Genomic DNA, 26,931 nt, shown 5'->3' on the forward strand with positions numbered 1-26,931 from the left:
AGGCGTCGTCAGTGCAGGTCCTGGTGGCTGCGCAGCGCGGTGGTGGCGAGGAAGCCCGTCGCGGCGGCGGTGATGAGGGCGCACAGGGAGAGCAGAACGGTGTTGCGGCGCATCGGTCGGGCCTTTCTCGCGGGTGTCTCGGCTGCCGTGGACAACGGCGGCGACCCGGTTTTCGGCTCGTCCGCGCCGCACGAACAACCCGCTTGGACGCGTCCGACCGGAACCTCGCTCCCACGGGCCCGGGCGGATCAGCGGACGCCGGTCTCGACCGAGGGTCTGTTCGCGGCTGTCGCCGGTGGGGGAGAGGTGTCGGTCTGCTGTAGTTCGGCCAGCAGCTGGTTCCGCCCGGCCAGCAGCTCGGTGAGGATGCGGCGGGCCGCGCGCAGGAGTTCGGCGACATCGCCACCGGCGAGCGCGTACGTGACGGTGGAGCCCTCCCGGGTGGACACGACGATGCCGGCGCGGCGCAGGACCGCCAGTTGCTGCGAGAGGCTGGAGGGCTCGATCTCGATGTCGGCGAGCAGGTCCCTCACCGGGACCGGGCCGTGCTGCAGCAGTTCCAGGACCCTGATGCGCGTGGGATGCCCCAGCATACGGAAGAACTCGGCTTTGGCTTGATAGAGCGGAACCTGCATGGCGTTCTTCCTGCCTGTCTAGTGGCCTCTCACGGCGCGGCGGTGCCCGGGACACAGCCGCGCCATGAGTCCTGCCTATTCATTTTTCTCGGTCCGGGCGGCTCCCGTTCATGAATTGTCGTCCTCTCCAAGTGATGGCTTGAAGAAGTCTTCAATTGGTGAGCATGCGTCAGCCCGTTTTCCGGCGGGTCTAGACCTCGAGTTGCTCTTCGACCCGTTTGAGCTGGTGGCGTGCCATGGCCAGGTTCGAGCGGGCCTTGTCGATCACGAGGTACAGGAACAGGCCGTTGCCGTCCCGGCCGGTCACCAGCCGGATGAGGTGGTACTGACTGTCCAGCGTGATCAGGATGTCCTCGATCTGGCTCTTGAGGCCGAGGAGCTCCATGGTGCGCACCTTGGCGCGGATCACGTCCGTGTTCCCGGCCGCGGCTACCGTCAGGTCGAGGTCCTTGCTCCCGCCCAGGGTGCCCAGGGCCATGCCGCTGGTGTAGTCGACGACGGCCGCCCCCAGCGCCCCCTCGATCCCCGTCACCATTTCCTTCAACGCCACTTCCACGGTCGCCATCGGCGCCCTCCCCTTGGTTACTGGCTGCGGCCGGCTCCGATTTCCGGTGCCCGCCCGTGATCGCACCGTATGCGCGCCGACCCGCCGCGGGAGAGGTCTGCTCAGGAATGATCCAAGATGATCGGCGAGCATTCTAATGTGATGATCGGGCGATCAGAATTGCCAGGACGTTCGTGGGGGAACAACGCCCGGGGCAGGCGACACTTCGTGAGTGTGCCGAAGACCCGCACAGGGGCGATCCGTATCACCGCGCGCACCACGTCCGGCGGCAGTTCGGCCTACCTGAGTCTTGTCCCGTAAATGATCTTTGCCAGGTTGTGTAGGCGTGCGATGCCCCGCATGGCGTGGTGGACGCCATCGCCTTTCAGCCGGCGGTCGCGGAGGATCTTCCAGCTCTTCATACGGGCGAAGACGTGCTCGACGCGGGCTCGGACCTTGCGATGGGAAGTGTTGTGTTCCTCTTTCCAGGCTGGGAGTTCGGCCTGACCCGGTTCGCGGCGGTGTGGGATGACCAGGCCGGTGCCCCGGTAGCCGCCGTCCGCGATCACGGTGGCATGGCCGACGGAGGCCCTCGCGCCGGACAACTCAAGATGCCGAACGGCGGGGCAAGCCGGCGCAGTGTCAGGTTGGTGCGCCAGTACGCGGTGAGCAGCAGCACCCGGTCTTCCAGCGGCAGTGACCAGGGTCGCCCCCCCGGCGAGTCAGCTCAGCACCTTCTCGGCGCAATACAGCGATCAGCCTGTGGAAGTCGCGCGGTTGCAGCCCGCTGAACGGGTCTATCGGATGCCGTTCCGACGCCGTGATCACACCAGCCGCGTGAAGAGATCGTTCCACACCTGCGGACCTCGGAAAGCCGCGACTCAGCCGCAGCGGCTTTCCCGTTGCTCCACGGAACCCACCTGTTCCATGCGCTGGATCTCGCGCTCTGCCGCCTCCAGGTGCCCGAGGTCGAGGGCCATCGCGGCCCGCCCTGCGACGTAGAAGATGTCCTGCCGCGTCCCGCAGTCCAACCCCGGTTGGCGGCACAAGGCCAGGAACCGCACTTCGAGACCGAGTTCGACGCGGCCCATCTCGTCCCGGATGGGGACCGGGAGTGCGGCGTGCCGGAGATCCTTGGCATAGTCACGCGTCTGCCGGTCGGCCTCGTCCGGCCGAGCTTCCACGGGACGATAGGGGTGCTCGGCCCACTCCGTGTCAGCCCACCAGACGAGTTCGTCCAGGTGCTCCGAGGCGACCCTCAAATCCGGGGGCGAGGCGGAGAGGGCCGCGTCAGCGCCGGCGACCAGCTGGGCGAGACGGCCTCGCGCGTCGTCGTCCCCCGCCACGCACATCGCGACGAAGCCCGACAACACGTCGAGCCGGCGCGACACCTCCGCCCGCTGCCAGATCTCGTACAGTCCCGCCATCCACCGTTCCCTTTTCGCCGACCGCGTCTCCGCGCCCCGAACCCTATGACGCGCCCCCGTCAGCGGGTCCAGCGGTTTTCCCGGGCTCAGGGAGCGAACCTCATGCCGGCTCCGTGCGGCGCACGGGTCTCCTCCCACGGCTCATCTGTCCGCGAGCGGGGGCTTCTTGATCATTGCGGGACAGCCCTCAGGGTCTGCGCTTGTGACAGCGAGAAGGGGATCGACGACGTCGTACACGGTCAGACCCGCACTGTCGATCGGGTTCGCGCCCTGCGGTACGCGGGGTCGAGCCCCGTCGCCACCGGCCGGCCACCCGGGCCGTGTGGGATCGCGCGGGCCGGGGCACAGGGATGCTGCGGCGTCTCACGAGGGCACGGAGAGCCGCGCGAGTGGTGGGAGGGCACATGGACGTGCTGGCCCGGCTGGACCGATATCAGCGACGGCACCGGTGGGCCGGCATGCCGGTCGCGGTGACGTACAAGTTCTTCGACGACCAGGCCACCTACCTCGCCGCCCTGCTGACGTACTACGGCTTCGTCTCCCTCTTCCCGCTGCTGCTGCTCCTCGTGGCGCTCCTCAGTAGTTCCCTGCACGGCAATCCGCAGCTCCAGCACTCCGTGCTGCACTCCGCGCTCGGCGAGTTCCCCGTGATCGGCGATCAGCTCGGACAGAACATCCACTCGTTCCACGGCAGTGGTGCCGCGGTCGCGGTGGGTGTCATCGGCAGCGCCTACGGCGCCCTGGGGATCGCCCAGGCGGTCCAGCACGCCCTGAACAAGATCTTCGCCGTGCCGAGACACGCACGTCCCGACCCCCTGCGCTCACGGGTCAGGGGCCTCTACTTCCTGCTGCTGCTCGCGGCCGGCGTCGTCCTGACGTCGGCGCTGTCCTCCGCCGGGTCCGTCGCCGGTGTCGCCGGAGAGCGGCTGGCCGTCGGGATCCGGGTGGCTATCGGCGTCGTGGCGGTGGCGGTCAACGCGGCGCTGCTGATGCTCAGCTACCGGATCATGACCCGGCGCAAGCTCCCACCTCGCCTGATGTACGGCCCGGCGCTGGGAGCCGCGTGCGCCTGGCAGGTGCTGTCGTGGGGCGGCTCCTACTACGTCGGGCACGTCCTGCGAGGCGCCACGGCGACCTACGGCATGTTCGGCATCGTGCTCGGTCTGCTCGCCTGGATCTACCTCGCCGCCCTGGTCTACCTGGCCGCGGCCGAGATCGTCGCGGTGCGCTGCCTGCGGCTGTGGCCCCGCAGTCTGCTCACACCGTTCACCGACCACGTCCACCTCGCCACGGGTGACCTGCGCGCCTACCGCTCCTACGCGACCGCCGAGTCCTTCAAGGGCTTCGAGAAGATCTCCGTCCGCTTCGGCAAACCGCCCCCGCCCGCCGTCGGCGACAAAGGGCCACCCTGACCCGGGGCCGAGGCCCCTCACGCAGGGTCCCTCACTCAGGCTCCGGCCCCTCACCTCGCCGCGGGCCCACGGCCGGGGCGGGGCCCTTGGTCGCCCGGCGGATGGCACGGCGCTGGGCGGCTGTGGTGGCACCCCATATGCCGTCGTCCTCACCGTGATCGAGCGCCCATGTGCGGCACGCGATGATCACGGGACAGCGGCGGCAGACGGCTCGGGCCAGCGACGCCTCGGTGCCGGGAGCGGGAAGGTCCACGAGAGGAAAGAAGATCTCGGGGTCCTCCCCGGCGCACGCCGCCCGGTCGCGCCAGGTGGAGTTCGTCGGATGTCCGCTGAAGGAACTGCTGGTCATGGTGCACCTCTGGGCCCACGCGCGGGCGGATCGGGCGAACCCGCGACGCGTGTTCGCGTCGCGGGTCCGGCAGAGGTTCGGCCCATCGTAGGCCGGAATGCACCCTTTTCAACAGATCCCGGAGCGACGCGATGAACGGCGGGGCCGGGCAGGATCGTCCTGCCCGGCCCCGCCGCCGTTCCGGACGCCGCTGCGCCGGGTTCGTCCCGGGTCGGCTCGGGGTCAGCTGACGTTCACGGTGACCGGCGAGGAGTGGAACGTGCCGGACTTGGTCGCCACCCGCACCTTCTCGGTGCCCTTGTTGGTGAACGTCCGTTTGATCGTGTAGGTGCCGTTCTTGTTGACGGCCGCCGTGGTCTTCAGCGTCGTCCACTTGCCGTTGCGCATGTGCTGGAGTACCAGTGTCGAACCGGCCTTGATGCCCTTGACCCGGCCGGTGAACACGACGGTGTTGCCCACCTTGACGGCCTTGTGGTTGGCCGAAACGGTGATCGAGCCCATGGCGGTCGGCGTCCGCGACGGCTTCACGCTCGGCATGCCCGTGCGGGTCATGGAGGGCTTGGGGGTCGGCGTCCCGGTCGCGGCGACGGCTCCGGCCGTACCGGACGACAGCACGGCGGCGGACAGGGCGCCGGCGGCGATCGCGCGAGCGGCGCGGTGGTCTCGGGTGGGGCTCATTGCGGGTCTCCCGTGTTCGTCGGAGTTCCCCCCTGGGGGCGAGTCGCCCGTTCGGCGGCGGCTCGCGAACTCAGGCTGGCCCGAGCGGGTCGGGGTGGCATGTCGAACGCGGTACGCGAACCGTTGAAGCGTCTATCGCTTTTCGCGAAACCGCAGGTGAGCGGCGTTTCCGGTCCCTCACTTGGCTTACCGGTTTCTTACCTTTTGTCGCTGATATGGCGGTATGGTGTCACAGAGAGTCATCGCCACCACGGTGTGAGCGGGGCCGGATCCGCTCCGGGCCCCGGCGCGCGGGGCGCCGCTCCGGCTGTTTCGATGGGGGAGGCGCGACGGCCCGAAGGGAGACGCTGTGTCCGTGGCACGGTCCTTGTCGCCCGAGAGCCTGACCGAACTGACCCGGGCGCTGGATCTGAGCGGAGTGTTCGCCAACGGCACGCTCGGCGGGGTGCTCGCCCGGACCCGCCGCCTGGACCTCTTCGGCTTCCTGGTCATCGGTGTCGTCTCCGGCCTGGGCGGCGGAATCCTCCGCGACACCCTGCTGCAGCACGGCACACCCGTGGCCCTGACCGACTACACCTATCTCACGGTCAGCACGTGCTTCCGTATCCGGCCGGGCAGGTCGGCACGCGCGCCGGCTCCTTCCTCTCCGCGGCGGACAACCTGAAAATCACGGTGTACGGCCGGGGCGCGCACGGCTCGGCACCGCAAGCCGCCATCGACCCCGTGGTGATCGCCTCGATGATCGTCGTACGGCTGCAGACGATCGTCTCGCGCGAGCTGGCCGCCACCCAGCCGGTCGTGGTCACCGTGGGTTCCGTCCAGGCGGGCTCCAGCGGCAACGTGATCCCGGAGCCGGCCGAACTGCTGGTGAACGTACGCACGTACGACGAAGGCACCCGCAGGGCCGTCCTCGCCGCCGTACGGCGCATCGTGCGCGCCGAGTGCGACGCCTCCGGGGCCACGCGCGCGCCGCGGATCGAGGAGGGCACCCGCTTTCCGCCGACCGTCAACGACGACGCGGTGACCCGCGAGGTCTCCGCCGCCTTCTCCGAGAGGTTCGCGGAGCGCGCGGTCGCCGCCGAACTGCAGAGCGCCAGCGAGGACTTCAGCCGGCTTCCGGACTCCTTCGGCACCCCGTACACCTACTGGGCCCTGGGCTGCGCCGACCCGGCCGCCTACGAGGCCGCCCGGCGACGCGGCACCGTGGCCCAGGACATCCCGGTCAACCACAGCCCCCACTTCGCTCCGGTCCCGCAACCGACCCTGGACACCGGCGTCCAGGCCCTGGTCACCGCCGCCCTCACCCACCTCGGGAACACGACCGCCCCACGTCAGGGCACTCGGTAACCTTGACGCGACGGCGGACCGAGTCGGCGAGGGACACCAGGGGTGGGGATGCATCGACCTAACGTCATCGGCGACTGGCGCGAGTACGGCGACGACCACGAGGGGATACGGGTCCGCGTCCACTCCCTCAAGAGGGACGACGTCCCGCCCGAGGGGCGAGACAACCAGGCAAGGAAGCTCACCTACTTCAGCTTTCGCGTCACGGTCGAGAACCGGGCCGAGGAGTGGTTCTGGATCGAACTGGAGCGACGCCACCTCGACGTGCGGTACGGCACCGACGGAGACCCGGCCCTCATCGACTACCACAGCAGGGAGATCAAGGGCTTCAAGCTCTACCCGCTGCGCCGGGCCACGGCGACCTTCTACGCCGCCGCTCCCGCCCGGCACCTCGACGTCCTCGGTATCCAGGTGCACATGAGGATCGACGACGAACCGTCCACCGCCCATGTGTGGGTCGGCGGCGTCGACGTGCCCGAGTCCGCCACGACGCCGTCGAAGAAGTCCGGCAAACGCAAGAACTCGCTCGCCCACGAAGTGAGCAAGTTCCTCGAGGAACAGGGAAGCAACCCGGGGGAAGCGCCGGGCGGTTGAGTGATCGCCCGGCGGCGGTCAGCGCGTGACCTTCCGTTCCCCGGGCTTGAGACCGCGCAGCGACCAGAGCCCGTACAGGGCCAGCAGCGGCTTGCCGACCAGCCACTCGCCCGGGCGGTAGTCATCCGCGCGCACGAGCCTCCCGGCGAGATCGGGGCGCTGCCGCCGCAGGTACGCGCGGGCCTTGAGCGCGTGGGCCGGCTGAGAGGCGATCTTGATGCGGTCGGCGTCCTCGAGCAGGGGGATCACGTTCGTGATGTTCTCCCAGGTCGTCGCGCTCCGGTCCTCGAGAAGCACGGTGCCCTCGAACCCGAGCACCGACTTCGCGTAGGCGGCCATCACCTCGGCCTCCGCGACGCGGCCGCCGGCCGCACCGCCGCTGAAGATCACGCGAGTGCCGTGCGCCCTGCCGGCGGTCACGGAGCGGACCCCGGCACGGACCCGCCAGCGGTTGATGACGTTCGCCGTCGGTTGCGGATTGCGGTACCCCAGCACGACCACGGCCTCGGACGTGCCCTCATGGTCCCCTACGAGGGTCCGAGACCAGCGCCAGTTCAGCCACTCACCCCAGGCCAGGGCGGCAACACCCGCCATCGCCAGTCCCGTTCGCCGTCGCATGCGTCGACTCTAGGGCAGCGCGGCGACGGGGCGGCGAAGGCAAATCCGCTGGGCTGCCCGGCCCGCTTCAGGCATGATCACCTCGTGGACACCTACCTGGAGACCGAGCGCCTGATCCTGCGGCGCTTCACCGCCGACGACGCGGACATCCTGATCGAGCTGGACAGCGACCCGGCGGTGATGCGCTACCTGAGCGGTGGCACACCGACGGAGCCGGAGATCGTCCGGGAGCGCTACCTGCCGAACATCCTCGCGGGGTACGAGAAGTGGGGCGGCGACCTCGGACTGTTCGCCGCACACGAGAAGGACGGCGGCGCGTTCATCGGCTGGTTCATCCTGCGCCCCGAGCCGGAGGGCCCGCTGGACGAGGTGGAGCTCGGCTACCGGCTGCGCCAGGCGGCCTGGGGCCGTGGCTACGCCACCGAGGGCTCGCGGGCCTTGCTGGGCAAGGCGTTCACGGAGCTCGGTGTCCGCATGGTCTGGGCCGAGACGATGACCGTGAACGCCGGTTCGCGCAACATCATGGAAAAGCTCGGCATGACGCTCGCGGAAACCATCCCCACGCCCCCCGACATGGAGATGATCGAGGGCTCCGAGCACGGAGGCGTACGGTACGAGATCACCAAGGACCAGTGGGAACAGCGGTAGCCACGGCGCGAACGACCGCTCTCCATCGCCGTCCCGGGGTCAGCTCATGTACCCCAGCACCAGTGTCCGCCTGATCGAACCCATCGACGCCGCCCCGATCGCCGGTCCACGAACGTGGAGAACCTGCCGTCGCAACGCGTGCTGCGCCGCAACGGGTTCAGCCCGTACGGTGTCGCACACTCCTCGGTCTTCCTCGACGGGAGCTGGCGGGACGGCCTGCTGTGGGAGCGGATCCTGGGCGACTGACCGGTCGTCCGACGGAGCCGGAGAAGCTTGAAGTCGCGAAATTCCCTTCGCTACGTCACCGGTCGGAATCTCGCGCGGTGATGACGAGGGCGGCCTGGTCGTCCTCGATGACTGTCGTACCGGTGAAGGCGTGCACGGCCTCGGTGAGGGTGTCGATGATCTCTTCGGGCCCGGTGTGGAGCCGCGTGCCCAGCGCGTCGGCCAGGCGTTCTTCGCCGAACTGCTCACCCTCCGGGTCGCGGGCCTCGGTCAGACCGTCGGTGTACAGCACGAGGCTCTCCGCCGGACGCAGGCGGAGGCAGCGGGTTCCCAGGTCAGGGCTCGGCGTGATGCCGAGGAGCGCGCCTTCGCTGTCCACGGCACGGGCGCTCGGGCCGTCGCTGAGATGAAGCGGGAGGGTGTGGCCGGCGCGGACGAAGGATATGTCGAGACCGCCGTCGGGGTGGGGGGTGAGATGGCCGTAGACGAGGGTGACGAAGCCGGTTCCGTGGCTGTGCGGCCGGTCGAGGAGCGCCTTGTTGATCGCCTGGACGACGGACTCGGGTCCCGGCAGGAGCGGGGCCACGGCGCGGGCGGTGTGACGGACGAGGGCGGTGGTGGTGGCGGCGGTGGCGCCGCGCCCGCAGACGTCGCCCAGCATGAACGCCCAGGTGTCGTCGCCGAGGGGGAAGACGTCGTAGAAGTCGCCCCCGATGTCGAGCCCTTCGCCCGCCGGATGGTAGTACGTGGCGACCCGCGCGCCGGGCAGGGCGGGGACCTCGGGCAGGAGGAGGCCGGCCTGGAGGTCGCGGGCGAGGGTGACGCGCTGGGTGTACTGGCGGGCGTTCTGCGCGGCGGAGGCGGCACGCCGTGCGAGTTCCTCGGCCAGGGCGACGGTGTGCCCGTCGAAGGTGTCCTCGCCGGTGGTGAGCAGGGTCAGCGTGCCGAAGATCCGGCCGCGGTCCAGCAGCGGGACGCACAGATAGCCGGTCACCTGGAGATCGCCCCAGGGGCCGGGCCCCGTGGGGGTGCGGCGGGCGACCTCGCTCAGCCGGGAGGCAAGTACGCGGGCGACGGCGTCGTCGTCGGCGTCGTAGACCGGGATGTGGGAGGCGAGGAGGCGTTCCGCCTCCTCGGTGGGTGCCACGGTGGCGATACGGCGGACGCGACCGGACTCCACGATGTCCACCGCGCACAGCGGGGCCAGCTTGGGCGCGCACAGGTCGGCGAGCCGCCGGAGTGTCTCGGCGTGGTCCAGACCGGCGTTGAGCGAGGTGCTGGCCTCCAGCAGGAAGGCCAGGTCGTCGCGGGCGGCCTTCTCCTTGGCCTCGGCCGCCTTGCGGGCCTCCTCGGCCTGGTGGCGCTCGATGGCCAGTGCGGCGGTCTTGGCGAACACCCGGGCCAGCGCGACATCGGCGTCCTGGGGCGTGCGAGCGGTGCGGTGGTACATCGCGAAGGTGCCGAGCAGGGAGCCGTCGCGGGCGAGGATCGGGGTGGACCAGCAGGCCGCCACCCGTGCACGGCCGGCCAGGTCACGGAAGTCGTCCCAGAACGGGTGGGTGGCGATGTCGGTGACCACGACGGGTGCGCGGCGGTGCGCGGCGGTGCCGCAGGAGCCGACCCCCTCGCCGGTCGGGATGCCGTCGATGGCCTGGTTGTAGAAGTCGGGCAGGCTGGGCGCGGCACCGTGCCGCAGGTGGCGGCCGTCGGCGTCGGCGAGCAGCACCGAGACGAGGACCTCCTCGGGCGCCAGCTCCTCGATGACACGGGCCATGCCTTCCAGCACCTGCTTCAGGGGGGCCTGGAAGGCGATCTGCTCCAGTAGCGCCCGGTGCTCGGCCGTCAGCCGCTGGGCGTGGACGATCTGGGTGATCTCCACACCGATGACCCGCACGCCGACGACGTTGCCACCCGTGTCCAGCCGCGGTTCGTAGGTGAAGTCGAAGAACGCCTCCCGCGCGTCGGGTCCGTTGCCCAGAACGACGCGGGCGCCGCGGCCGACATGCCGCTCACCGGTGCGGTAGACGCGGTCGAGCAGGGCGAGGAAGCCCTGGTCGGAGAGTTCCGGCGCCAACTGGCCCAGCGGCACCCCGGTGCGCGCCCGGGCCTCGCCGCCGATCGCGGCGAAGAAGGCGGGGTTGGCCGCCTCCACCATGTGCGCCGGGCCGCCCAGGGAGGCGAACACCGCCGTCGACTCCCCGAACAATGCGCGTAGATCATGCTCAGCGCTCACCGCAAGAGGAACGTCGGCCTCCGCTGTGGTGGCAGGGTCGGGCTGCTGGTCCGTCACGTACGTCATCGCCCTGTCACCTCTAGCTCACGGAACGCAGCGGGGACGGACCGTCCTCGCCGCCTGGCGTCGGCAGGCTGCCGCCGGCGCCGATGGCCTCGCGCAGGCTGGAATGGACGGGAATCGCCACGTCCAGTCCCGTCAGCGCGAACACCCGCGCGACGGACACCGGGACCGCGGCGAGCCGCAGCACTCCGCCCCGCGCGGAAAGCCCTTGGTACACCCGCACCAGGCAGCCGATACCCGAGGAATCGCAGAACTCCAACGCCGTGCAGTCCACGACGAGCACCGACAGACCGGGGTCGGCGAGCACGTGATCGGCGGCCTCCTGAAGCTGAACGGCACTGTCGTAGTCGAGCTCGCCGTGCAGCGTGAGCACGCACGTCTGCGCCGCCGACCCGATCCGTACCGAGAACACCTTCAACCCCTCCGACTCGCCAAGACCCGGATGGCGTGTCCGAGGCCGATCGTGGTGGTCATCCACCTGTCCACTGGCCCGGGTCAGGGTGGCACGGGAGCACCGCGGAGGCAATCCGCCCCAGTGGTCGATGTGTCACCCATCGATCATCATTCACCGTGGATCGGGCCCGGGGGCGCGGCGGCTATGAAACGAGTCACAACACACCCCGCTCCAGCGTCGACCGATGCCGAGCACGAGGGGCGTCATGGGCGCGCGGACCGCGAATCGCACATTTTCGTGGGGGGGCGTGCATGCATGCGAGGAGACGGGGTAACCGCAGCCTCGTCGGCCGCCTTGCGGCCGACGAGGCACGCATTCGAATGGGGAGGGTACCGTCATGGCGCTCATGAGCACGTTGGCAACGGACACGCGGATTCCTGAGCTGCCGGAGGTGGCCGACCCCTCCAAGGTGGCCCCCAAGGACGCCCGTGAGCTGTCGCGGCTGTTCTTTCAGCAGCTCACGGTGCTGGAGGAGGGCACGCCCGAGTACCAGTACGCGCGGAACACGCTGATCGAGATGAACATGTCCCTGGTCCGCTACGCGGCCGGCCGGTTCCGCAGCCGCGGTCCGGAGGAGATGGAGGACATCGTCCAGGTCGGCATGATCGGTCTGATCAAGGCGATCGACCGGTTCGAGCTGTCCCGCGAAGTGGAGTTCACCTCCTTCGCCGTCCCCTACATAGTGGGCGAGATCAAGCGTTTCTTCCGTGACACCACCTGGGCCGTGCACGTGCCCCGCCGGCTGCAGGAAGCCCGGGTCCAGCTCGCCCACGCGACGGAGGAGCTGCGCAGCCGCCTGGACCGCGATCCGACGGTCAAGGAGCTGTCGGAGCTGATGAGCCTGCCCGAGGAAGAGGTCCGCGAGGCCCGGCTGGCCGCCAACGGATACAACTCCACCTCTCTGGACGCCACCATCGGAGGCGGCGAGGACGGCGAGGCCGTCCTGCAGGACTTCATCGGCGCCGAGGACCATGCCCTGGAACTGGTCGAGGACTTCCACGCGCTGGCCCCGCTGATCGCCGCCCTGGACGAGCGGGACCGGCAGATCATCCACATGCGGTTCGTGGAGGAGCTCACCCAGGCGCAGATCGGCGAACACCTGGGCGTCTCCCAGATGCACGTCTCCAGGCTGTTGTCCCGGTGCCTGACCCGCCTGCGTGAGGGACTGCTCACCGCCGGCTGACATCCGCCGACCGTCCAGGTCCGACCTGACGCCCGTCGCACCGGTGACGGGCATCAGGCACGTCTGCGTACCCGATGGCATCCGATCGAACGGTCAGTCGCGGAGGGCGTCCTGGACGGTGGGCCGGCAGGGGATGACCTCATCGAGGCCGACGATCTCGATGAGGCGTGCGAGGGAGGGGCTGGGAGCGGCCAGGCGAAGCCAGCCTCCGGAGCTCTCGGCCGAGCGGTGGGCGACGATGAGGACGTTGATGCCGCTGGAGTCCATGAAGGTGATGCCACTGAGGTTCAGCACCGTGCGGCACGCCGAAGAATCCCTGGCGGTCAGGGCCTCGAGGAGCTGAGGCGCGCTGTCGCGGTCCACCTCGCCGTGCGCCGCCACCACGGTGACGCCGTCTGTTTCGGCCAGCGTGATCGACAGTCTGTCGCCCACCGATGGCTCTCGGTTGTCGTCCACGCTCTCCTGACCAGCCAATACACAGGGTCAAGCCAGTGCTTCCTCGGCGAGGACCGGCTGGGGCATGGTACTGGTTATGCACCCGGATGGCCCTGTCACACGTGTACGCACGGCGGGCGTGGTACCCGGCCGGGCAGACGGCATGCGGAGGGACAAGGTCGAAGTGGCAGGGCGGATCAACGAGCCGGACGGTAGCTGTTGCGGGGGACCGGACGCCGAGGCGACGGAGGCGACCATCGCCCTGTCCGGAGACGGCTCGTGCATCGCCGAGGCGCGGCACCAGACCACCGCCTTCCTCGCTCGGCACGGGCACGGAGACCGACCGCGGGTGTCGGCCCGTGTGGTAGGGCTGACCGAGCTGGTGGTCAGCGAACTGGTCACGAACGCCTGCAAGTACGCCCCTGGTCCCATCCTGCTGAGCCTGCGCCTGGGCGGCGAGGCGCTCGAGGTGGAGGTCTGGGACAGCGCCCCGGTCCTGCCGACGGCGAGCGACGCGGATCCCCAGCGGGTGGGCCGGCACGGTCTGGAGATAGTGAAGGCCGTGGCAGCCGATCTCGCGGTCCTGCGGGACACGGTCGGCAAGCGCGTCATCGCTCGTATCCTCCTCGGTCCCGCCTGACAACGGTCCCGCCCGACAGCGGAATGGGCCCTCCTTGCGGGAAGGCCCATTCCGGTGCAGCGGGAAAAGAAAGAGGATGTCAGTGCTGTCAGTGCTTGAAAGCGTCCTTCGTCTTTTCCTTGGCCTCGCGGGCGTCGCCCTTGCTCTTCTCCGCCTGCCCTTCGGCCGCCATCCGGTCGTTGCCGACGGCGTTGCCCACGGCTTCCTTGGTCTTGCCCTTGGCCTGCTCGGTCTTCGCCTTGGCCTTCTCGTCGGCAGTCATGAAAGGGGCCTCCTCGAACCGTCTGAAATCGCTGTCTCGGTAACGCCCCTCGTGCCCCGCCTCTCCCCTCACAAACAAAGGCCCGGCCTTTCGGCCGGCCCTACGGGCTGTCGTGTCCCATCGAGCGAGCGTACGGAGACCGGTCTGGGCGATCAAGGTCAGGCCCAGGTATGGGAGAGTCGGACGCCGTTGCCGACGCCGGCCGTACGAGGTCGAGCTGCGGTCGAGAGGACCAGGAGCCGTTCCATGTCTGATGAGATCACGCTGCGCCCGGTGACCGCCGACGATCTCGACCTGTACGAGCGCGAGTTCAGTGGGCCCGAGGGGACCGGCCCGTACCAGTGGTTCGGCTTCGGTTCACCGGCCGCTCTGCGGCGGCGGTTCGCGGAGACCGGCCTGCTCGGTCCCGACGGCGGTGTGCTCTCGGTCGCCGAGGCGGGCCGGACAGTGGGCCGGGTCGAATGGTTCGCCAGTACTTGGGGGCGGCCCGCCACCTCGACCTGCTGGACTCTGGCGATCGGCCTGGTGCCGGCCGCGCTCGGGCGTGGTACCGGTACGCGGGCCCAACGACTGGTGTCCGAGTACCTCTTCGACCACACCCGGGCCGAACGGATCCAGGCCTGGACGGACTGCGCCAACCGCGCAGAGCAACGTGCGCTGGAGAAGGCGGGCTTCGTCAGGGAGGGCGTGCTGCGCTCCGCCCAGTGGCGCGGGGGACAGTGGCACGATCAGGTGATCTTCTCCCTGCTCGGCGCGGACCTGTCCGGCGCCGGCCCGAGCTGACCGTGCACGCCCGGCAGCAGCCTGCCATCGCTCGGCCGCTCGGCCCGCAACTCCAGCGTTCGAGTGGTCAGTCGACCCCGTTCGCGAAGGGGCCGCCGGCGCCGAACGCGAGACGTCCGAAGTTCTCCGCGATGCGACGGTGTCCTGCCGGATCGGGGTGGACCTCGTCGGGCAGTGGGAACTCCGCGTAGTCCTTCTCGCCGTACAGCTCACGGCCGTCGAGATGGTGCAGGGCTGCATCGTCGGCCGCCCGCTGCCCGACGATCCGGGCGAGTTCGGCGCGGATGACGTTGAGGGTCAGGCGTCCCGTGCCGCGTTCGGCCGGGTCGCCCGTCGCCTTGAACCGCAGGGTCCCGCCGTCGAAGTCGGGTGCGAGCGGGCCGGGTGTGTCCTCCTGGACGGGGCACAGCAGCGGCGACACGACCAGCAGTGGCGTGGTGGGGTGGCCCTCGCGGATGGTGTCGAGGAAGCCGTGGACCGCGGGCGTGAAAGCGCGCAGCCGCATGGCGTCGGCGTTGACGATGTTGATGCCGATCTTCACGCTGATCAGGTCCGCGGGTGTGTCGCGCATCGCCCGGGCGGTGAACGGGTCCAGCAGCGCGCTCCCGCCGAACCCCAGGTTCACCAGCTCCACTTCACCGCGGGCGGCAGCCAGGGCGGGCCAGATTCCGGTCGGATGCGTGGCGTTGGAGCCGTGGCTGATGGAACTGCCGTGGTGCAGCCACACCCTGCGCCCGCCCACCGGGGCCGCCTCGACGGGCGCGTCGGTGCGCAGGGCGATCAGCTCGGTGATCTCCGTGTGCGGGAGCCAGATCTCCACGTCCTTGTCACCGGCGGGGAGACCGGCGAACCGGGCCGTGCCGGCGGGCCCCTCGGTCAGCTCGAAGGACTGGGTGAACATGTCGGTGACCGTGAGTACGTTGCCGCCCGCCACCGTGGCCTGTGCGGTGAGACGGCCGTCGACCACGAGGTCGTACGTGCCGTCCGCCGGACCCGGGAACCCCCGGTAGGCGCGCTTGGTCGGCAGCGTGTCCAGCTCGATGACGGTGGCCCGGGTGCGGAAGACCAGCCGTACCCCGGACGGCTGGGCCTCCGCCATGGCGAGCTGGCTGTCGGGGATCTGCCGGCGCGCCCGTGCGGGCAGCCGGTGCGGCAGCAGGCCGTGCGCGGTGGTCTCGGCGTCGAGGTGGCCGCGCAGGATGGCCGTGGTGACGGGGGTGGTGATCCAGTCCTGTGCGGTGCTCATGGCAAGCCTCAGTCTGTTCTTCGGCAGGGGGACAGGCGCAAGGTGATCGATGGGGCCGGCGTCAGGACGTGCCCTTGCTGTGCAGGAGCGCGTCCAGGGAGTCCACCACCCAGGCCCACGACTCCTGCGCGTCGGGGGCGCTGTGCTCGAAGCCCCCGGCCAGCTCCAGGCTGACGTAGCCGTGGAAGACGCTGCCGAGCATCCGCACCGCGTGCGTCTGGTCCGGCTCGCTCAGGTGGTAGCCGCGCAGGATCGCCCGGGTCATCTGCGCGTGCCGTACGCCGGCGCTGGCGGCCGCCGTCTCGGGGTCGAGCCGCAGCCGTGCCGCGTCGTACCGGCCGGGATGCTCGCGGGCGTAGTCGCGGTAGGCGTCCGCGAAGGCGGCCAGGGCGTCCTTGCCGGCCCGCCCGGCCAGGGCGTCGGCGACGCGGTCGGCGAGTTCCTCCAGAGCGAACAGGGCGATCCTCGTCTTCAGCTCCTGCGAGTTCTTCAGGTGCGAGTACAGACTCGCGACCTTGACGTCGAAGCGCCGGGCGAGCGCCGAGACGGTCACCTGGTCGAAGCCCACCTCGTCGGCCAGCTCGGCCCCCGCCAGGGTCAGGCGCTCAGGGGTCAGGCCCACTCTCACCATAGTCATCCTCCTGTTCGGCGATAACTATAAGCCATTTGCCTAAAGCCTTTAGGCAAATTAGCCTGCGACTCATGAGACCCTTGACCGAGCGGGAGATCCGCGCCGCCTTCGTGAACTGCACCAAGGGCGAGGCGAAGCGTCTGTCCGTCCCGCGTGACCTGGCCGAACAACCTTGGGACGCCCTGGACTTCCTCGGCTGGCGGGACCCCCAGGCCCCCGACCGCGCCTACCTCGCGACCGAACTGGACGGCCGTCCCGTCGCGCTCACGCTGCGTACCTCCGGGGCGTCCTCGTGGCAGACGCGGCGCAGTATGTGCTCGCTCTGCCTGACCACCCACACCGGTGGCGTGACCCTCATGGTCGCCGCGAAGGCGGGCCGGGCCGGGCAGCAGGGGAACTCCGTGGGTGTCTACATGTGCGGCGACCTGGCCTGCCCGCTGTACGTGCGGGGCAGGAAGGACGCGGGCGTCGGCGCGCGCCTGCCCGAGTCGCTCACCCTGGAGGAGAAGGTCCAGCGGACCGTCGCGAACCTCGCGGCGTTCATCGCCCGGGTCACCGCGGCCTGAAGCGCGCACCGGTTACATGTCGCACGGCTCGCACGGCTCGCACGGCTCGCACGGCTCGCACGGCTCGCACGGCTCAGCGAACCGCTCGCTCCACCGCGCCGGGCGCCGAAGGTACGTACGCGGAGCGAGGAAGGCGGGCACTCGGCGGCCACAGCGCCGCGCCGGCACCCAGGCCCGAGCCGGGAGCCCCGGCCTGAGCGCCGTTGGTCGAACCGTCGGGGGTCAGCTCGCCGCGTCCGCGGGGAGGGCGAGGCCGCGGACGGTGACCAGGTGGGCGGTGCCGTCGGCGAGCCGGTAGGACATACCGGCGACCGCGACCCGGCCGGCTTCGACCGCGTCGGCGAGGGCGCGCGAGCGCTCCAGCAGCAGGTCGACGGTGCGCCTTATGTGCTCGTCGATGAACTCGCTGTCCTCGGTGTGGCCGGCGGCGCGGGAGGCCAGCACGCTGGGGGTCACCTTCTCGACCACGTCGCGCACGTAACCGCCGGCGGCGGTGCCGTCCTGGACGGCGGCGCGGGTCGCCGCGACCGCGCCGCAGGCGTCGTGGCCGAGCACCACGACCAGGGGGCAGTCGAGCACGCTGACGCCGTACTCGATGCTGCCGAGCACCTCCGGTCCCGCGACGTGCCCGGCGGTGCGGACGACGAACAGGTCGCCCAGCCCCCGGTCGAAGATGATCTCGGCGGCCAGGCGGGAGTCGGAACATCCGAACAGCACCGCGAAGGGGCTCTGGGACGGAGCGGTCTCGGCGCGGCGGGCCGCGTCCTGGTTCGGGTGCTCCGTCGCACCGGCGACGAATCGCTGGTTGCCGGCCAGCAGCGTGTCGAGCGCGGCCTGAGGTGTCGAAATAGGGGCGTCGATCATGGCCGCAGACTACGTCCTGTCGCCGCGCGCCGCGAGAGCGCCCCCCTGCCACGCGGGGCGGCATGTGCGCGTCACCGCTGCGCGGGCCCGTGCCGCGGCCAGTCCGGGGCGGGGTCGTCGGCCAGCAGGGGACGCAGGGCGCCGAGAACCGCGCCCACGCAGACATCGCGCAACTGGGTGCGGGTGCAGGTCTTTTCACTGAGCCAGTCCACGACGAGGACCTGGACGAAGACCAGCCAGCTCTTGAGGACGCCCGACACGGCTTCGCGGGCCGTCTCGTCGGCGAGTGGCAGCACGGTCAGCAGTCGCGCGCGGAGGGCGTCCAGCTCGTTCGTCATGATCGTCTGGATCACCGGGTCGCCCGCGAGGACACGGTTCGCGGCCAGGACGGCGTTGCGGTTCGCCACGAAGTAGTCGAGGTGGACGTCCATGCCCTGGATCAACTGGTCCACCAGGGAGTCGGCTGGGTCGAGCCGTGTCTCGGCGAGCAGCTGGTCCGCCGCCTGCTGGTAGACGGCCGCGAAGAGGGCGTGCTTGCTGGGGAAGTGGCGGTAGAGCAGCGCCCGGGAGACGCCCGCCTCTTCGGCGACGTGCTCCATCAGGACGTCGGCGTACGGGTGCGCGGCGAAGAGCCGCGCGCCGACGGCGAGGAGCTGGGCGCGGCGGGCGTCGGGGGTGAGTCGCTGGCGAGATGGCACGCATGGAGTCTAGTTGACATGCGTCTACTAAGGCGCTCCACTGTAGTAGACACATGTCAACTGGTCTTCGTTCGGCACCGCGACTCTGGGGGAAGCATGGCCAGGACCCTGCGCGTACTGACACTGCTCATGGGCTGGTCCTGTGTGGCGATCGGCCTGTTCCACGTGGCACTCGGCAACGCGGCGATCCCGGGAGCCGGCTCCGCCGGTGCGACGGTCGACAGTTGGGGCCGGTTCATGGGCGCCTCCTTTGTCGGCTACGGGCTGGCCTGGGTCTGGGCCGCCCGGCAGCGTCCCGTCCCGGCTCGGGCCGTGCGGTGGCTGGCGGCCGTCTTCCTGCTGGGCGGCGTGGGCCGACTGCTCTCACTCGCCGTGCACGGCCGGCCGCAGTGGTTCCAGATCGCGCTGGCGGTGATCGAGCTGACCTTGCCGCCGGTCTTCTTCTGGCTGGCCGACGCGGAGGAGCGGGCCCTGAGCGGCCGCCCGGAAGCCGCGGCCGCCGGCCGGTGAACGAGGATCACGTCAACCAGCCGACGGCGAAGATGTCCGGCGAGACCGGCCGAACCGACCGCCGTACCGGCCGGTCGGGGCGGCCGCCCGAACCGGTCAGTTTTCGAGAAGCGCCGGTCGCCCCGCTGCTCCTACCGTCGTAGGCATGAACTCCATCGACGCCGTCACCCTGGAAGTGGCCGACCTCGCGGCCGCCACCCGCTTCTACTCCGCCGTCCTCGGCCCCGACTCCCCGCACCTGCGTCTGCGGGCCTCCTCGACCGCCACGTCCGGCTTCCGGGGGTTCACGCTGTCGCTGGTGGTGTCCCAGCCGGGCGACGTCGACGCCCTCGTCGCCGCCGCCGTCGACGCCGGTGCCACCACCCTCAAGGCGGCCTCGAAGTCGCTGTGGGGCTACGGCGGTGTCGTCCAGGCCCCGGACGGCACGATCGTGAAGATCGCGACCTCGGCGAAGAAGGACAGTGGCCCGGTCACCCGCGCCTTCGACGAGCTCGTGCTCCTGCTCGGCGTCGAGGACGTGAAGGCCACCAAGCAGTTCTACGCCGAGCGGGGCCTGAGCGTGGGGAAGAGCTTCGGCGGCAAGTACGTCGAGTTCGCCGCCGGCCCGGGCGAGGTCAAGCTCGCGCTGTACAAGCGCCGCGCCCTGGCCAAGGACGCGGGCGTGTCCCCCGAGGGCACCGGATCCCACCGGCTCGTCCTGTCCGGCGCCGCCGGCCCCTGCACGGACCTGGACGGGTTCGTATGGGAGGCCGGTGTCAGCGCCCGGGCGGCCGCGACGACGGCCTGAGCGCAGCCGTCACCAGCGGCTCAGGGGCGCGGGGCGCACGTCGGCCAGGTGCGTGGGCGTCGGCGTACCGGCCGGGGGCGGCGGCCTCCGGGGGCCGGAGTCGCCTTCGCGCCCAAGTCGTACATCGTGCGCCGGCCGCTCGCGCCCGCGGCGGCAGCCGACATGGCCGCGGCTCTCGACCGACTGCACGGGCTCACCGGCGTGGGCGGGACCGGCGGCCTGCCACCGTGCGGCCCCACCTCGGGACCGGCGGCCACGCCAACAGCATGGCGGCGGTCACGCCGTGGCCGGCCGGCCGATCGCTGAGCCCCCCGGTGCGCGACGGCGGACCACTCATCCGGGCGAACACCCCGGCGACGCGCCGCCCCGCGGCCGCAGGAACACCTCGTCCACGTAGCACCAGGCCCACGACTCGCCGGGTTCCGCGGAGCGTACGAGGGGGTGCCCGGTCGCCTCGTGGTGAGCGGTCGCGTGGGCGCCCGGCGAACTGTCGCTGCATCCGACGTGGCCGCAGGTCAGACAGAGCCGCAGGCCGCCCGTCGTCCCCTGGCGGCCCCGGACGGCGCAGCCGAGGCACGCGTCGCTCAGCGGTGCGGGTTCCGGGAAGGGAGCCGTACCGGCGTGGGCGCAGTTACGACCCTCCGGCCGGCCTCCGTCCGGTCGCTCCTCCCACCTCGTCATGGCGTCACCTCTCCCTTGGCGGGTCTCCATCGGCGCGTCCCCACTGGCGAGTCTCCACCGGCGGGCCGGCTTCCCGACTGCCGTCCACCGTCCTTCGTACGTTCCCGGCCCTTCGGATGCGGCACGCTGCCGCCGCTCATCTGTGAAGCGCGGGTCTCGGGGGAGCGGCCTATGGTTGGTAATGAGTCATCTGGGAACCCAGAGGTACACAGCCCGGGCGTCGGCGTACCGGCGGGGTGGAACTGGTCCCGGGCGAGGCAGTCGAATGTCCGCCCGCCCTCTCTGGAGTGTCATGACCGTTCGTATCGGAGTGGAGGAAGAGTTCCACGTCGTCGAGGTGGGGACGGGCCTGCTCGTGCCCCGTGCCGCGGCGGTGCTGGAAGGACTTCCCGAGCAGACGTTCACCACCGAGCTGCAGCAGTCGACCGTCGAGTCGAACAGCGGTGTGCACTCGTCCCTGGACGGTCTGTACAGCGACGTCATCGTCACCAGGGGCCGGCTCGACACCGCCGCGAGCGCGCACGGTCTGGCCGTGGTGGCCGCCGGCACGGTCCCGCTGGCGCGCACCGCGGACATACGCCCCACCGCGGGCGACCGTTACCGGCACATGGTCGACGAGTACCGCATGATCGCCGACGAGCAGCTGATCTGCGGAACACACGTCCACGTCGACGTCCCCGACCGCGACCTCGCCGTACGCGTCATGTGCGAGGTGTCGCCGTGGCTGCACGTGCTGCTGGCGCTGTCCGCCAGCTCGCCGTTCTGGGAGGGCGCCGACACCGGATACGCCAGCTGGCGGACCATGCTGTGGCAGCGCTGGCCCACCGCGGGCCCGCCCGGCTGCTTCGCCGACGCCGCCGAGTACGACGCGGCCGTGCGGTGCCTCGTGGACTCCGGTGTCATCAGCGACGCGGGAATGATCTATTACGACATCCGGCCCTCCGCCCACCAGCCGACCCTCGAACTGCGCATCTGCGACGCCTGCCCGCGCGCGGAGACGGTCGTGCTCATCGCCGGCCTCTTCCGTGCGCTGGTGACCGAAGCCCGCGAGCGGATCGCGGCGGGCGGCGTCCCGGCCTGCGCCGGCCGGCACGAGTGGCTGCGCGCCGCTGCCTGGCGGGCCGCGCGATCGGGCCTGGAAGGAAACCTGATCGACCCCGGCACGCGGCACGAGGCGCCCGCGGCCGAAGTCGTCCACAGCCTGCTGCGACGGGTGGCACCGGCGCTCGAGGCCGCCGGAGACCGGCACACGGTCCGCGACCTCGCCGAACGGGCGCTCGCGACCGGCAGCGCCGCCCACCGCATGCGCCGCACGGCCGCGGGGGAGGGCCTGCTGGCCTGCACCGACATGACGATCGCGGAGACCCGGGGCGACGACCACCCGCGCCCCCGGCCCGTCACCGCCGACCCCGGGCGCATCACGCCCCCGGAGCGGTTCGCCGCGCCCACCCACCCTGTGCGCCCGGTATGGGCCGCCGGCCTTTGAGGTGAACACGAACCGTTGAGACCTTCCATCGACCGACCCGCCACGCCGTACCCACTCCTGCCCCTGAGGAGAGACAGCACCGTGTCGACCAGTCCCTGCCACATGACGAAGGGCGCGCCGGCGTACAGCGCATCGCTGTACGCCCCGCGCGCCCCGTACGCGCAGTGGGGAGGTGGTTCCGGGTGTGCGGCCTGAGCGGAGAGATGCGCTTCGACGGCTCGCGGCCCGACGTGGCGGCCGTCGAACGCATGAGTGACCGTCTCGCCGCCCGCGGCCCCGACGGACACGGCATCTGGTCGCGGGACGCCGTGGCCCTGGGACACCGCCGGCTGAAGATCATCGACCTCTCCGAACGCGGGGACCAGCCGATGACCGACCCCCAGCTGCACCTCACCGGCGTCTTCAACGGCTGCATCTACAACTACGAGGAGCTGCGCGCCGAACTCAAGGCCCTGGGCCACCGGTTCCGCTCCACGTCCGACACCGAGGTCGTCCTCAAGGCGTACCAGCAGTGGGGCACCGACTGCGTCGACCGGTTCCGCGGCATGTTCGCCTTCGCCCTCGTCGAACACCGCACCGGCCGGCTGGTCCTCGTACGCGACCGGCTGGGCATCAAGCCCCTCTACCTCGCACAGACCCCCGAACGGCTGCGCTTCGCCTCCTCGCTGCCCGCGCTGCTCGCCGCCGGTGACGTCGACACCTCGCTCGACCCCGCCGCCCTGCACCAGTACTTCAGCTGGCACGCGACCGTGGCCGCGCCCCGCACCGTCCTGACCGGGGTGCGGAAGCTGCCCCCGGCCACCGTGCGGATCGTCGAGCCGGACGGTACGTACCGGGAGCACTGCTACTGGCAGCCGTCGTACACCCGCCGTCCCGAGCACGCGGGCATGAGCGCCACCGAGTGGCGGGACGCGGTGCTGGACGCGCTGCGCACCGCCGTACGCCGCCGGATGGTCGCGGACGTGCCGGTCGGCGTCCTGCTCTCCGGAGGTCTGGACTCCAGCCTGATCGTCGCCCTGCTGGCCGACGAAGGACAGCGCGACCTCGCGACGTACAGCGTGGGCTTCGAGTCGGAGGGCGGCACGGACGGAGACGAGTTCCGGTACTCCGACCTGATCGCGCGGGAGTTCGCCACCGACCACCACCAACTGGTCATCCCCTCGCACCGCGTGTCGACCGCCCTGGACGCGACGATCGCGGCGATGAGCGAGCCGATGATGAGCCACGACGCGGTCGCCTTCCACCTGCTCTCCGAAGAGGTGGCCAGGAACGTCAAGGTCGTCCAGAGCGGCCAGGGCGCGGACGAGGTGTTCGCCGGCTACCACTGGTACCCGCGACTGGCCGACGCGGCCCGCGAGGACGAGCCGGAGACGTACATGGAGACGTACTTCGACCGGTCCCACGCCGACCTCGCCGCGATCCTGCAACCGCACATGCTGCCCCAGGACGACGTCTCCGGCCGTTTCGTCCGCGCGCACATGGCGGTGCCGGGAGCCGAGACCGCGCTCGACGCGGCCCTGCGGCTCGACACCCACGTCATGCTGGTGGACGACCCGGTCAAGAGGGTCGACAACATGACGATGGACTGGGGCCTGGAGGCCCGCGTGCCGTTCCTCGACCACGAACTGGTGGAGCTGGCCGCCGCCTGCCCGCCGGAGCTGAAGCTGGCCGACGGCGGCAAAGGCGTCCTGAAGGAGGCCGGCCGCAAACTGCTGCCCCACGACGTGGTCGACCGACCGAAGGGCTACTTCCCGGTCCCGGCGATCACCCACATGGCCGGACCCGTCCTGGAGCGGGTGCGGGAGGCGCTCGACGCCCCCGAGGCCAGGCGGCGCGGCCTCTTCCAGGACACGTACGTCGCCGAACTGCTGGCGGCACCCGACCGACACCGCACCAGGCGCGGAGCGAACGCGCTGTGGCAACTGGCTTTGCTGGAGATATGGCTGCAGACGCACGGAATCTGACCGGAGCACCGGAAGCCGTCACGGAGGGCGCACTCGGCAGGGGCGGGACCTCTGCCGGGACCGGCCCTGCGGGGAGCGTCCCTGCGCGCGGCGCCGCTGAGGGGAACGCCCCTTCCCGGAGCGTCCCTGAGGGGAACGCTCTCGCCGGACCTGCTGCCGCCGGGCATCACCTGACCGCCGACCCGAGGCGGACCTCCGGCTCGGCGCCGTCGAACGCGGGCGGCCGCCCGAGCGCCAACGGCAGTGCGGCGCCGCCGGCCCCCGACGGCCGCGGCCCCGCCTTCGCCGCGCCGGCCCGCGTCCCGCTCCCGGACGCATCCGGGCCGCGCGACGCGACGACGCGGCTCATCGCCCACGGCTGCTGGTACCCCTCGGCCGACCCGGCCGGCGCACAGGTCGCCTTCATCTGCGACCGGGGCGGCGTACCCCAGCTCTGGGTGGGCCCCGTCGACGGTGACGCGCCGCGGCTGCTCGACGACGGACCCGACCCCGTGCGGGAGGTGTCCTGGTCGCCCGACGGCCGCTGGATCGCCTACACCACCGCCCCCGGGGGCGGCGAACAGAAACGGGTGCTGTGCGTACGCCCCGACGGCAGCGACCGGCACATCATGGCCGGCGCCGAGCCGGGCAGCTCCGCCCACCTGGGCTGCTGGGCACACGACGGATCGGCGGTCGCCGTCACCGTCGCGGTCCCCACCGAGCCGGCCCCCGACGCCACGGCGGAGCCCGCCCTCGCCGGCGCCGGCCTCGGCCGGGCCGCCGACCGTCTGTCCGAGCACGGCCACGGCCCCATGGGCGACGCCGTACTCTTCGACGCCGTACGCCTCGACACGGCGCCGCACGCCGACCACGGACTCGCGCTGCCCTCGGCCCCCACGGACCGCGAACCCGGCATCGCGTCACCCCACACGACCGTCGAGACGCTGACGACCGACGCTCTCGGCGTCCGGCACGCCGCCCCGACGGCCGGCTTCGGCGACGGACTGTCGGCCTACCTCGTCGACCCCGACGGCGTGACCGCCCCCGCCCTGCTCGCCACCGAGCAGGACGCGGCGACGCTGCGCGTGTGCGACCTCAGCCGCGACGGCACACTGGCACTGCTGCGCCGGGGCCCCCGCGGGCGGCGCGAGGCCGTCGTCCTGCGCATCACCGACCGTGTGACGACCTGCGTGACGCCGGTGGCCGACGGCGACCCGTGGATCGGCGCGTTCTCGCCCGGCGCGGACACCCTCTGGCTGCGAAGCGACGCCTACCGCGAGTTCGCGGTGCTCCTCGCCGCCGAACTCGACCCGGACGGACAGCCGTGCGGCTGGTCCGTCGGCGCGGCACGGGACGACAGCGACCTCGAACTGCTGCGCTGCGCCCACGACGGCAGCGCCGCCGTCCTCGCCTGGAACGTCCGGGGCACCAGCGAGGTCGAGATCTTCGACGTCGCCCCGACGGGCGCCACGGGGGCTTCGGGCGCTGCGGGGGCTTCGGGGCCTTCGCCCGGTGCGTCGCGGGCCACGGCGGGAACGACGGAAACCCCGTCCGAACGGTCGCGCCTACTACTGGAGTTGCCGCACGAAGTGGTCACCCGTATCGCCGATGCCGGACCGGGACGACTGCTCCTGGCACTCTCGGGATCCCAGCGCCGCCCCGGGATCTGGTGGCTCCCCGAGGGAGTCACCACGGTGCGCACCCCCTGGTCGTCGGCGGACGAGGACGCCGTCCCGCCGGGCCGCCCGCCGGTACGCCCCGTCCACCGCCGCCTCACGGCGCGGGACGGGGTGCCGCTGAACGGCTGGTACTACCGCGCACCGGGCCGCAACCCCGGGGAGCCCGCGCCCTGCGTCATCCACCTGCACGGCGGCCCCGAGGACCAGGAGCGCCCCGTCCTCGAACCGCTCTACCACGAGATCCTGGGCCGGGGAGTGGACGTCTTCGCCCCGGACGTACGCGGATCGTCCGGATACGGCAGGTCGTTCGTCGACTCGGACCTGGGCGAGGGGCGTTTCGCCGCGATCGACGACGTGGCGGACTGCGCCGCCCACGCGGTGCTGAGCGGATCGGCCGACCCCTCCAGGCTCGCGGTCATGGGCCGCTCCTACGGCGGCTACCTCACCTTCGCCTCCCTGGTCCGGCACCCGGAGCTGTTCCGCACCGGCGTCGCGGTGTGCGGCATGTCGGACTTCGCGACGTTCTTCCAGGGCACCGAACCCTGGATCGCCCAGTCGGCGGCCCACAAGTACGGCCACCCCGAACGCGACCGTGAACTCCTGCGCCGGCTCTCACCCATGAGCCGCATCGACGCGCTGCGGGCGCCGCTGCTCGCCGTGCACGGGGAACACGACACCAACGTGCCGCCGGGGGAGTCCGAGCAGTTCGTACGAGCGGCACGCGAACGCGGCCTGAACGCCGAACTCCTCACGTTGCGCGACGAGGGCCACGACTTCCTGCGGGCCGACAACCGCCGGCTCTTCCGCCGCGCCGCCGCCGACTGGCTGGAACGGCACCTGACCGGCTGACTGGCCGGCCGACCCGGCTCGGACGGGGCTCCGTCGCCCTACAGGCGGTCCTGGAAGACGCAGCTCCACCCGTACGTGCCCGCGACGCTGCCGTCGGCGCGCACCGCCTCCAGCGTGTAGAAGTACGTGGCCCCGCGCGCGGCCCTGGTGTCGGTGTAGTCGCGCGTCCGAGCCGGGAGCAGTCCGGTGTGCAGCGGCTGGTACGCACGCGTGGCCGGTGACCATGCGCGCCTACGCCGTCGCCCGGCACGGCCGCCTGTCCTGGCCCCCGCTCACCCTGGTCACCGGCCTCCTGGCCCAGCAGGCCGCGACCACGGCAGCGCCCCCGCTCCACCCCCGCACCATTCAGCCCGGAGCCCAGGCCACGTCCTCACCGGAGCCGGACAAGACCGCTGAAGCTCCCGGCAGGCCCGGGTGGCTTGCTCGCCACCCCGCTCGCCGGGAGCTTCTTCGCAGTCTGTCCC

Annotated in this window: 28 protein-coding genes and 3 pseudogenes; 15 read left to right on the forward strand and 16 right to left on the reverse strand. The window is 71.2% G+C overall.

Annotation, left to right across the window (positions count from 1 at the left end; all coding sequences use genetic code 11):
• Nucleotides 1–248: 248 nt before the first annotated feature.
• The 4 genes and pseudogenes from PV343_RS30660 to PV343_RS30675 all read right to left on the reverse strand — a co-directional run bounded on the left by PV343_RS30660 (nucleotide 249) and on the right by PV343_RS30675 (nucleotide 2,606).
• The gene (locus PV343_RS30660) at nucleotides 249–635 is read right to left on the reverse strand and encodes an ArsR/SmtB family transcription factor (RefSeq protein WP_319150302.1); all 387 of its coding nucleotides are present in this window, start codon (nucleotides 633–635) and stop codon (nucleotides 249–251) included.
• Between the two features lie 190 nt (nucleotides 636–825).
• Entirely contained in the window at nucleotides 826–1,200 is a 375-nt protein-coding gene (locus PV343_RS30665; protein WP_133924777.1) for a hypothetical protein, read from the reverse strand.
• A 278-nt stretch (nucleotides 1,201–1,478) separates the two neighbouring features.
• A pseudogene (locus tag PV343_RS30670) lies at nucleotides 1,479–2,034 on the reverse strand (transposase).
• A gap of 26 nt (nucleotides 2,035–2,060) precedes the next feature.
• Complete coding sequence (locus PV343_RS30675; protein WP_319150303.1) at nucleotides 2,061–2,606, reverse strand: hypothetical protein; 546 nt, start codon at nucleotides 2,604–2,606, stop codon at nucleotides 2,061–2,063.
• Nucleotides 2,607–3,010: 404 nt separating this feature from the next.
• Here PV343_RS30675 and PV343_RS30680 point away from each other — a divergent pair, with 404 nt between their 5' ends.
• Entirely contained in the window at nucleotides 3,011–4,018 is a 1,008-nt protein-coding gene (locus PV343_RS30680) for a YihY/virulence factor BrkB family protein (RefSeq protein ID WP_319150304.1), read from the forward strand.
• A 31-nt stretch (nucleotides 4,019–4,049) separates the two neighbouring features.
• On the opposite strand, the gene PV343_RS30685 is transcribed toward PV343_RS30680, so the two are convergent.
• A complete protein-coding gene (locus tag PV343_RS30685) occupies nucleotides 4,050–4,367 on the reverse strand; it encodes a WhiB family transcriptional regulator (protein WP_319150305.1) in 318 nt (105 codons plus the stop codon).
• Between the two features lie 222 nt (nucleotides 4,368–4,589).
• Entirely contained in the window at nucleotides 4,590–5,045 is a 456-nt protein-coding gene (locus PV343_RS30690) for a hypothetical protein (protein WP_319150307.1), read from the reverse strand.
• Nucleotides 5,046–5,490: 445 nt separating this feature from the next.
• Here PV343_RS30690 and PV343_RS30695 point away from each other — a divergent pair, with 445 nt between their 5' ends.
• From PV343_RS30695 to PV343_RS30705, 3 genes and pseudogenes are all read left to right on the forward strand, one after another.
• A complete protein-coding gene (locus PV343_RS30695) occupies nucleotides 5,491–5,709 on the forward strand; it encodes a trimeric intracellular cation channel family protein (RefSeq protein ID WP_319150365.1) in 219 nt (72 codons plus the stop codon).
• Nucleotides 5,634–6,392, forward strand: a pseudogene (locus PV343_RS30700) (peptidase dimerization domain-containing protein); the annotation flags it as partial. The gene PV343_RS30695 and the pseudogene PV343_RS30700, both read left to right, overlap by 76 nt.
• Nucleotides 6,393–6,440: 48 nt before the next feature.
• A complete protein-coding gene (locus tag PV343_RS30705; RefSeq protein WP_319150308.1) occupies nucleotides 6,441–6,983 on the forward strand; it encodes a hypothetical protein in 543 nt (180 codons plus the stop codon).
• An 18-nt stretch (nucleotides 6,984–7,001) separates the two neighbouring features.
• On the opposite strand, the gene PV343_RS30710 is transcribed toward PV343_RS30705, so the two are convergent.
• Nucleotides 7,002–7,601, reverse strand: coding sequence for a YdcF family protein (locus PV343_RS30710; protein WP_319150309.1), 600 nt, complete (start codon nucleotides 7,599–7,601; stop codon nucleotides 7,002–7,004).
• Nucleotides 7,602–7,685: 84 nt separating this feature from the next.
• Here PV343_RS30710 and PV343_RS30715 point away from each other — a divergent pair, with 84 nt between their 5' ends.
• Nucleotides 7,686–8,249, forward strand: coding sequence for a GNAT family N-acetyltransferase (locus PV343_RS30715; RefSeq protein ID WP_319150310.1), 564 nt, complete (start codon nucleotides 7,686–7,688; stop codon nucleotides 8,247–8,249).
• Between the two features lie 105 nt (nucleotides 8,250–8,354).
• A pseudogene (locus tag PV343_RS30720) lies at nucleotides 8,355–8,495 on the forward strand (GNAT family N-acetyltransferase); the annotation flags it as partial.
• 55 nt (nucleotides 8,496–8,550) lie between these two features.
• Here the strand turns inward: PV343_RS30720 and PV343_RS30725 are convergent.
• Nucleotides 8,551–10,773 carry a SpoIIE family protein phosphatase gene (locus PV343_RS30725; protein WP_319150311.1) on the reverse strand — a complete coding sequence of 741 codons (2,223 nt, stop codon included), beginning with the start codon at nucleotides 10,771–10,773 and terminating at the stop codon, nucleotides 8,551–8,553.
• A 13-nt stretch (nucleotides 10,774–10,786) separates the two neighbouring features.
• Entirely contained in the window at nucleotides 10,787–11,182 is a 396-nt protein-coding gene (locus PV343_RS30730; protein ID WP_319150312.1) for an STAS domain-containing protein, read from the reverse strand.
• Between the two features lie 379 nt (nucleotides 11,183–11,561).
• Here PV343_RS30730 and PV343_RS30735 point away from each other — a divergent pair, with 379 nt between their 5' ends.
• Entirely contained in the window at nucleotides 11,562–12,407 is an 846-nt protein-coding gene (locus PV343_RS30735; protein WP_319150313.1) for an RNA polymerase sigma factor SigF, read from the forward strand.
• A 93-nt stretch (nucleotides 12,408–12,500) separates the two neighbouring features.
• Here PV343_RS30735 and PV343_RS30740 read toward each other — a convergent pair whose 3' ends face one another.
• Complete coding sequence (locus PV343_RS30740) at nucleotides 12,501–12,863, reverse strand: STAS domain-containing protein (RefSeq protein WP_319150314.1); 363 nt, start codon at nucleotides 12,861–12,863, stop codon at nucleotides 12,501–12,503.
• Nucleotides 12,864–13,005: 142 nt separating this feature from the next.
• Between PV343_RS30740 and PV343_RS30745 the strand changes: the two genes are divergently transcribed.
• Complete coding sequence (locus PV343_RS30745) at nucleotides 13,006–13,482, forward strand: ATP-binding protein (RefSeq protein ID WP_319150315.1); 477 nt, start codon at nucleotides 13,006–13,008, stop codon at nucleotides 13,480–13,482.
• A gap of 88 nt (nucleotides 13,483–13,570) precedes the next feature.
• Here PV343_RS30745 and PV343_RS30750 read toward each other — a convergent pair whose 3' ends face one another.
• The gene (locus PV343_RS30750; protein WP_133924763.1) at nucleotides 13,571–13,744 is read right to left on the reverse strand and encodes a CsbD family protein; all 174 of its coding nucleotides are present in this window, start codon (nucleotides 13,742–13,744) and stop codon (nucleotides 13,571–13,573) included.
• Nucleotides 13,745–13,990: 246 nt separating this feature from the next.
• On the opposite strand from PV343_RS30750, the gene PV343_RS30755 reads away from it, so the two are divergent.
• Entirely contained in the window at nucleotides 13,991–14,527 is a 537-nt protein-coding gene (locus PV343_RS30755) for a GNAT family protein (protein WP_319150316.1), read from the forward strand.
• Between the two features lie 67 nt (nucleotides 14,528–14,594).
• On the opposite strand, the gene PV343_RS30760 is transcribed toward PV343_RS30755, so the two are convergent.
• Nucleotides 14,595–15,773 carry a GDSL-type esterase/lipase family protein gene (locus PV343_RS30760; RefSeq protein ID WP_319150317.1) on the reverse strand — a complete coding sequence of 393 codons (1,179 nt, stop codon included), beginning with the start codon at nucleotides 15,771–15,773 and terminating at the stop codon, nucleotides 14,595–14,597.
• Nucleotides 15,774–15,834: 61 nt separating this feature from the next.
• Complete coding sequence (locus PV343_RS30765) at nucleotides 15,835–16,404, reverse strand: TetR/AcrR family transcriptional regulator (protein WP_319150366.1); 570 nt, start codon at nucleotides 16,402–16,404, stop codon at nucleotides 15,835–15,837.
• Nucleotides 16,405–16,475: 71 nt separating this feature from the next.
• Here PV343_RS30765 and PV343_RS30770 point away from each other — a divergent pair, with 71 nt between their 5' ends.
• Entirely contained in the window at nucleotides 16,476–16,970 is a 495-nt protein-coding gene (locus PV343_RS30770) for an FBP domain-containing protein (RefSeq protein WP_319150318.1), read from the forward strand.
• A gap of 222 nt (nucleotides 16,971–17,192) precedes the next feature.
• Here PV343_RS30770 and PV343_RS30775 read toward each other — a convergent pair whose 3' ends face one another.
• Complete coding sequence (locus PV343_RS30775; protein WP_319150319.1) at nucleotides 17,193–17,834, reverse strand: carbonic anhydrase; 642 nt, start codon at nucleotides 17,832–17,834, stop codon at nucleotides 17,193–17,195.
• Between the two features lie 71 nt (nucleotides 17,835–17,905).
• Nucleotides 17,906–18,532, reverse strand: a complete 627-nt coding sequence (locus PV343_RS30780) for a TetR/AcrR family transcriptional regulator (protein ID WP_319150320.1) — start codon at nucleotides 18,530–18,532, stop codon at nucleotides 17,906–17,908.
• Between the two features lie 96 nt (nucleotides 18,533–18,628).
• Between PV343_RS30780 and PV343_RS30785 the strand changes: the two genes are divergently transcribed.
• Nucleotides 18,629–19,042, forward strand: a complete 414-nt coding sequence (locus PV343_RS30785; protein WP_319150321.1) for a DUF4345 domain-containing protein — start codon at nucleotides 18,629–18,631, stop codon at nucleotides 19,040–19,042.
• Between the two features lie 145 nt (nucleotides 19,043–19,187).
• On the forward strand, nucleotides 19,188–19,829 hold the full coding sequence (locus PV343_RS30790; RefSeq protein WP_319150322.1) for a glyoxalase: 642 nt from the start codon (nucleotides 19,188–19,190) through the stop codon (nucleotides 19,827–19,829).
• Nucleotides 19,830–20,162: 333 nt separating this feature from the next.
• Here the strand turns inward: PV343_RS30790 and PV343_RS30795 are convergent, their stop codons facing one another.
• Nucleotides 20,163–20,510, reverse strand: coding sequence for a UBP-type zinc finger domain-containing protein (locus PV343_RS30795; protein ID WP_415923528.1), 348 nt, complete (start codon nucleotides 20,508–20,510; stop codon nucleotides 20,163–20,165).
• Nucleotides 20,511–20,802: 292 nt separating this feature from the next.
• Between PV343_RS30795 and PV343_RS30800 the strand changes: the two genes are divergently transcribed.
• From PV343_RS30800 to PV343_RS30810, 3 genes are all read left to right on the forward strand, one after another.
• Nucleotides 20,803–21,996: a glutamate--cysteine ligase gene (locus PV343_RS30800; RefSeq protein WP_319150323.1), complete on the forward strand. Its 1,194-nt coding sequence runs from the start codon at nucleotides 20,803–20,805 to the stop codon at nucleotides 21,994–21,996.
• Between the two features lie 182 nt (nucleotides 21,997–22,178).
• Nucleotides 22,179–23,960 carry an N-acetylglutaminylglutamine amidotransferase gene (locus tag PV343_RS30805; RefSeq protein WP_319150324.1) on the forward strand — a complete coding sequence of 594 codons (1,782 nt, stop codon included), beginning with the start codon at nucleotides 22,179–22,181 and terminating at the stop codon, nucleotides 23,958–23,960.
• The gene (locus PV343_RS30810) at nucleotides 23,936–26,467 is read left to right on the forward strand and encodes a prolyl oligopeptidase family serine peptidase (protein ID WP_415923529.1); all 2,532 of its coding nucleotides are present in this window, start codon (nucleotides 23,936–23,938) and stop codon (nucleotides 26,465–26,467) included. The genes PV343_RS30805 and PV343_RS30810 overlap by 25 nt, the downstream gene beginning before the upstream one ends.
• The last annotated feature ends 464 nt before the right edge of the window (nucleotides 26,468–26,931 follow it).

Origin of the sequence: Streptomyces sp. WI03-4A, assembly GCF_033792105.1 — a bacterium.
GTDB classification, from domain to species: Bacteria; Actinomycetota; Actinomycetes; order Streptomycetales; family Streptomycetaceae; genus Streptomyces; species Streptomyces collinus_A.

Excerpts from the sequence above, each read along its gene's own strand:
- PV343_RS30660 (WP_319150302.1), bottom strand. The coding sequence starts at position 635 with ATGCAGGTTCCGCTCTATCAAGCCAAAGCCGAGTTCTTCCGTATGCTG.
- PV343_RS30665 (WP_133924777.1), bottom strand. The coding sequence starts at position 1,200 with ATGGCGACCGTGGAAGTGGCGTTGAAGGAAATGGTGACGGGGATCGAG.
- PV343_RS30675 (WP_319150303.1), bottom strand. The coding sequence starts at position 2,606 with ATGGCGGGACTGTACGAGATCTGGCAGCGGGCGGAGGTGTCGCGCCGG.
- PV343_RS30680 (WP_319150304.1), top strand. The coding sequence starts at position 3,011 with ATGGACGTGCTGGCCCGGCTGGACCGATATCAGCGACGGCACCGGTGG.
- PV343_RS30685 (WP_319150305.1), bottom strand. The coding sequence starts at position 4,367 with ATGACCAGCAGTTCCTTCAGCGGACATCCGACGAACTCCACCTGGCGC.
- PV343_RS30690 (WP_319150307.1), bottom strand. The coding sequence starts at position 5,045 with ATGAGCCCCACCCGAGACCACCGCGCCGCTCGCGCGATCGCCGCCGGC.
- PV343_RS30705 (WP_319150308.1), top strand. The coding sequence starts at position 6,441 with ATGCATCGACCTAACGTCATCGGCGACTGGCGCGAGTACGGCGACGAC.
- PV343_RS30710 (WP_319150309.1), bottom strand. The coding sequence starts at position 7,601 with ATGCGACGGCGAACGGGACTGGCGATGGCGGGTGTTGCCGCCCTGGCC.
- PV343_RS30725 (WP_319150311.1), bottom strand. The coding sequence starts at position 10,773 with ATGACGTACGTGACGGACCAGCAGCCCGACCCTGCCACCACAGCGGAG.
- PV343_RS30735 (WP_319150313.1), top strand. The coding sequence starts at position 11,562 with ATGGCGCTCATGAGCACGTTGGCAACGGACACGCGGATTCCTGAGCTG.
- PV343_RS30745 (WP_319150315.1), top strand. The coding sequence starts at position 13,006 with ATGCGGAGGGACAAGGTCGAAGTGGCAGGGCGGATCAACGAGCCGGAC.
- PV343_RS30750 (WP_133924763.1), bottom strand. The coding sequence starts at position 13,744 with ATGACTGCCGACGAGAAGGCCAAGGCGAAGACCGAGCAGGCCAAGGGC.
- PV343_RS30755 (WP_319150316.1), top strand. The coding sequence starts at position 13,991 with ATGTCTGATGAGATCACGCTGCGCCCGGTGACCGCCGACGATCTCGAC.
- PV343_RS30760 (WP_319150317.1), bottom strand. The coding sequence starts at position 15,773 with ATGAGCACCGCACAGGACTGGATCACCACCCCCGTCACCACGGCCATC.
- PV343_RS30765 (WP_319150366.1), bottom strand. The coding sequence starts at position 16,404 with ATGGTGAGAGTGGGCCTGACCCCTGAGCGCCTGACCCTGGCGGGGGCC.
- PV343_RS30770 (WP_319150318.1), top strand. The coding sequence starts at position 16,476 with ATGAGACCCTTGACCGAGCGGGAGATCCGCGCCGCCTTCGTGAACTGC.
- PV343_RS30775 (WP_319150319.1), bottom strand. The coding sequence starts at position 17,834 with ATGATCGACGCCCCTATTTCGACACCTCAGGCCGCGCTCGACACGCTG.
- PV343_RS30785 (WP_319150321.1), top strand. The coding sequence starts at position 18,629 with ATGGCCAGGACCCTGCGCGTACTGACACTGCTCATGGGCTGGTCCTGT.
- PV343_RS30790 (WP_319150322.1), top strand. The coding sequence starts at position 19,188 with ATGAACTCCATCGACGCCGTCACCCTGGAAGTGGCCGACCTCGCGGCC.
- PV343_RS30795 (WP_415923528.1), bottom strand. The coding sequence starts at position 20,510 with ATGACGAGGTGGGAGGAGCGACCGGACGGAGGCCGGCCGGAGGGTCGT.
- PV343_RS30800 (WP_319150323.1), top strand. The coding sequence starts at position 20,803 with ATGACCGTTCGTATCGGAGTGGAGGAAGAGTTCCACGTCGTCGAGGTG.
- PV343_RS30810 (WP_415923529.1), top strand. The coding sequence starts at position 23,936 with ATGGCTGCAGACGCACGGAATCTGACCGGAGCACCGGAAGCCGTCACG.